The organism is Geminicoccus sp., from assembly GCF_035556675.1.
GTDB lineage: Bacteria > Pseudomonadota > Alphaproteobacteria > Geminicoccales > Geminicoccaceae > Geminicoccus.
In genome coordinates this window covers 1-3,512 of record NZ_DATMFZ010000015.1, presented here as the reverse complement: position 1 = coordinate 3,512, position 3,512 = coordinate 1, and the positions used below count along the sequence as shown (strand labels likewise).

Sequence of the window (3,512 nt, the reverse complement as noted above, 5' to 3'; positions counted from 1 at the left end):
GGCCCGCAGCACGACCCGGCGCTCGGGCGTGACCACGAAGGCGAACAGGACCGGTGCGGCGCGCACCGGCAAGGGCGGCAGGTCGGGATCGGGCACCGGCGGCGGCTGCGGCCGCGGCGGACGGGGTGCCACCGGCGCCAGGGCAGCCGGCCCGTAGCTCGGCACCACGCCTTCCCAGCTCACCTTGCAGGCGATGTCGTAGTCCGGGAGCTGGATCTCGACGACCGCGAACTCCGGGATGGCGTCCACCACCTCGTGGCCGACCAGGATCGTCAGGGTCTGCCCGTCATGCTCGACATCGAGCGGATGGAAGCGGTGCTCGGCGACCTGCCAGCCCGCCGGGCCCAGCCAGGGCGTGGCCGGATCGCTGCCGCGCACGGTGAACCAGGCCGGGCGGTCCATCGCCGCCACCGGCGCGAACGACAGGCGCGCCCGCCCGCCGCCGCCGGCATCGGCATCCTCCAGACGTGCCTGGACCTCGTGCATCACTCCTGCCTATCCGGGGATTGCCCACCCAGCCGGTCGAGCAGCGCGCCCAGCCGGCGGTTCTGCTCGACATCGACGAGGCCGCCCTGACCCCAGGCGGCATTGTCGCTCGTGAGCAGGCGCAAGGCGAGCAGCCAGAAGCGGGCGCGCTCGAAGCGGCCGGCGAGCGACTGGCCCTTGTCGGCGGCCAGCTCCGGCAGCTCGCCCACGGCGAGCGGGCGCGGCCGCGGCAGGCGCGGCACGTCCGGCCGGTCCGGCGGCTGGAGGTCGGTGCCCAGCAGGTCGACCATCCGGTCGATCACCAGCCCGCTGCCCATGGCGACGCGGTGCATCACGTCGCCCGCGGTCTGGGCGAACGCCTCGGTGGCCCGCACCTGGGCCTCGACCTTCTGGGCCACCTCGAAGCGCCTGGCCCCCACGGCCAGCTCGCTCACCACCGCGCGGAATGCCTCGCAGGTGAGGCCGAACTGCCGGGCCAGCTCCTCGTCGCCGGCCTTGCGCTCCAGATCGTCCAGCCAGACCTGGACCGCGGCATCGCCGAACCGGGTGGGCGGGAGGTGAGCCGCGCCGGCCTCACGACGCAGGCCGAGGACCGCGCGGTTCGCCGCGTCCATGCCCCCGCTTATGCCCATGCCCTGCCGGCGGGCGATCTCCAAGAAGCGCTGTCCCAGCCTGGCGGTGCTCACCTGCAGCTCGGCCAGGAACGGCCCGAACATGGTCGGCCGGTGCTCGAATGCATCCAGCACCGGCTCGATCGCGGCCAGGCGCTGCTCGACCCGGCGCACGAGGTCGCCGGCTTCGTGGAAGGCGGCCAGCTCGCTGCGCAGCTCCTGGGCCAGCACCGCGACCCGGGGTGCTATCTGGTCGTATTTCAGGTCCGGGTCACAGGCCGGGGCGAGCTGCTCGGCGAGCAGGCGGATGCCGCCGTCGTTCAGCGCCAGCATGGCCTCCCACTTCTCCGCCGGCAGGGCGACGTGGGTGCGCACCATGGGATCGGCCAGGAAGGCCTGGCGGTAGCGGGCGAGCAGCTCCGCCTTGTCCGGGCGCAGCCGGCGCTCAGGGGGCATCACGCCGTCGGGCAGGCCCGGCACGTCCTCGTAGTCGAACAGGTCCTCGCGCTTGATGCCCTTAGGGTTGCGGATGAAGAACAGGTTGGTGAAGGGCTGGCCCGGCAGCCACTGGCGGATCCAGCCCGAGAACTTGCCGATGCTGCTGTCCAGCCGGTTGGCGATGGACGGCTCAGGCGCGGTGCCGGTGCTGAAGTCGAACAGCTTGTCGGCCTTGGTCAGGCAGAAGAACAGGCTGGTGCGCCGGTTGGGCCGGGCGGCGCGCGCCTCCGGGTCGGGCCCGTGGGTGACGTTCACCCAGTCCTGGATCAGCTCCGGCAGCTTGGCGACGTCCTGGTTGCTGTCGCCCACGCAGAGCAGCATCGTGTTGAGATCGAGGTCGGCCGCGTACTTGTCGAACAGCACGGCGACCTTACCGCGCAGGAAGCAGTAGGCACGCGCCTGCGGCCTGTCCTTGGCGCGCAGCAGCCGGTCCGGCGTGGAATCCTCGCGCGAGCGGGCGCCGGGGAAGTCGAGCAGGTCGGTATGGGCGAAGAACGGCCAGGCGGGCTCGTCCAGCACCACGCGCAGCTCGGCGGTGAGTGCCGTCACCACCGGCTTGCGCAGGCGCACCGGTGGACGGCCGGGCACCAGGACGGGCACCAGCTCGGCCGAGGCCGCATCACTGGCATCCAGGCCCAGCAGCGTGTCGACATGGACGAGGCTGCGGGTGCGCTCGCTGATCGTGTCGAGCGGGACATAGGCGAAGTCCGGGGCACCCTGGCCGGCATCGCCCAACTGGTCGAGCGCGTCCTTGAGCTCGCGGTAGAGGGCGGTGAACTCCGGCAGCTCGCCCCAGAGCGGGGCCAGGAGCTCGGTACGGTCGCCGGCCGCGAGGTAGGGCAGCACCGCCTCGGCCAGCGCCCAGTAGCGCTGGGCGAAGGGGCCGCCGCGCTCGGCCAGGGGGTGGCGCGGCAGGCTGTGCGCCAGATAGGCCCGCAGCTCGAACACGTCCTCCAGCTCCAGCGGGTCGACCTGCTGGCCGCGCCGGCGCTGGGGCATGCTGGCCTCGAGCAGCGCCAGGCGCTCGGTGCTGAACGCCTGCTCCGGATCCGCCTGGCCGCCCAGGTCGAACACGAAGGCGTTGGCCAGGATCTTGACGATGTCGATCTCGCGCAGGAGCCGCAGCACCACCGGATGGCCGGGCGGGGTGGCGTGCGGGCGGATCGAGAAGCGGGTGACCACGCCGGTGGTCTCCTTGCCCCCCTGCGGGTTGACCTCCTCCAGGAAGTCGCGGCGCACCACCTCGTCGCCGCTGCCGAACAGCACCTTGGCCGGGCGGCCCACCGGCGTGATCAGGCTGCCGATCAGGAACGACTTGCCCGCCTGGCTGGCGCCGAACACGCCCACCGACATCGGCCGCTCGGCGGCATTGGCGAGCCGGCGCGCGTCCACGGCATGGCGGCGGCAGGTGCGCTCCAGCGCATCCAGCCGGTTGCCGACCAGGCCCGGATTGTCGCGGAACCAGGCCAGCCCTTCCACGGCGGTCCGGGCCAGCATCCGCGCCCGGCTCGCGAGGTCCTGGTCCTTCTGGCGGGTGGTGGCGTCGGTCACGAGGCCGCCAGCCCGATGGTGCGCAAGACGCCGGTATCCAGCCAGTAGCCGCCGCTGGCCTCCTGATCCATCGGGATGGTCTGCAGGCGGAAGCCGACCTTGTCCTTGCGCGGGTTGCCCTCGGCGTCCTCGACCTCGACCAGGCGGAAGTCCTCCAGCGTCGCGTCCTTCTTCTCGATCCGCTCGAAGGTCACCCGAAGCGGCGTGGCCAGCCGGGCCAGGCCCGCGGGATCGGTGAAGTACACATAATAGAGCGGCGTGGTCTTCCAGCGCTCCAGCGGCAGCTGGCGGAAGCCCAGCAGCACCGGGCCGCCCATGGACAACGTGAAGCCCTCGACATTCTCGCCGGTGTCGAGATCGGCGTCC

Annotated in this window: 2 protein-coding genes and 1 pseudogene; all 3 read right to left on the bottom strand. The window is 72.4% G+C overall.

The genetic code is table 11. From position 1 onward, the window contains the following. A pseudogene (locus VNS22_RS01225) lies at positions 1-486 on the bottom strand (hypothetical protein); the annotation flags it as partial. Next, positions 486-3,146, bottom strand: coding sequence for a virulence factor SrfC family protein (locus VNS22_RS01220; RefSeq protein WP_325728779.1), 2,661 nt, complete (start codon positions 3,144-3,146; stop codon positions 486-488). The pseudogene VNS22_RS01225 and the gene VNS22_RS01220, both read right to left, overlap by 1 nt. Then, the coding region (locus VNS22_RS01215) for a virulence factor SrfB (RefSeq protein WP_325728777.1) at positions 3,143-3,512 on the bottom strand (370 nt) is incomplete at its 5' end. The genes VNS22_RS01220 and VNS22_RS01215, both read right to left, overlap by 4 nt.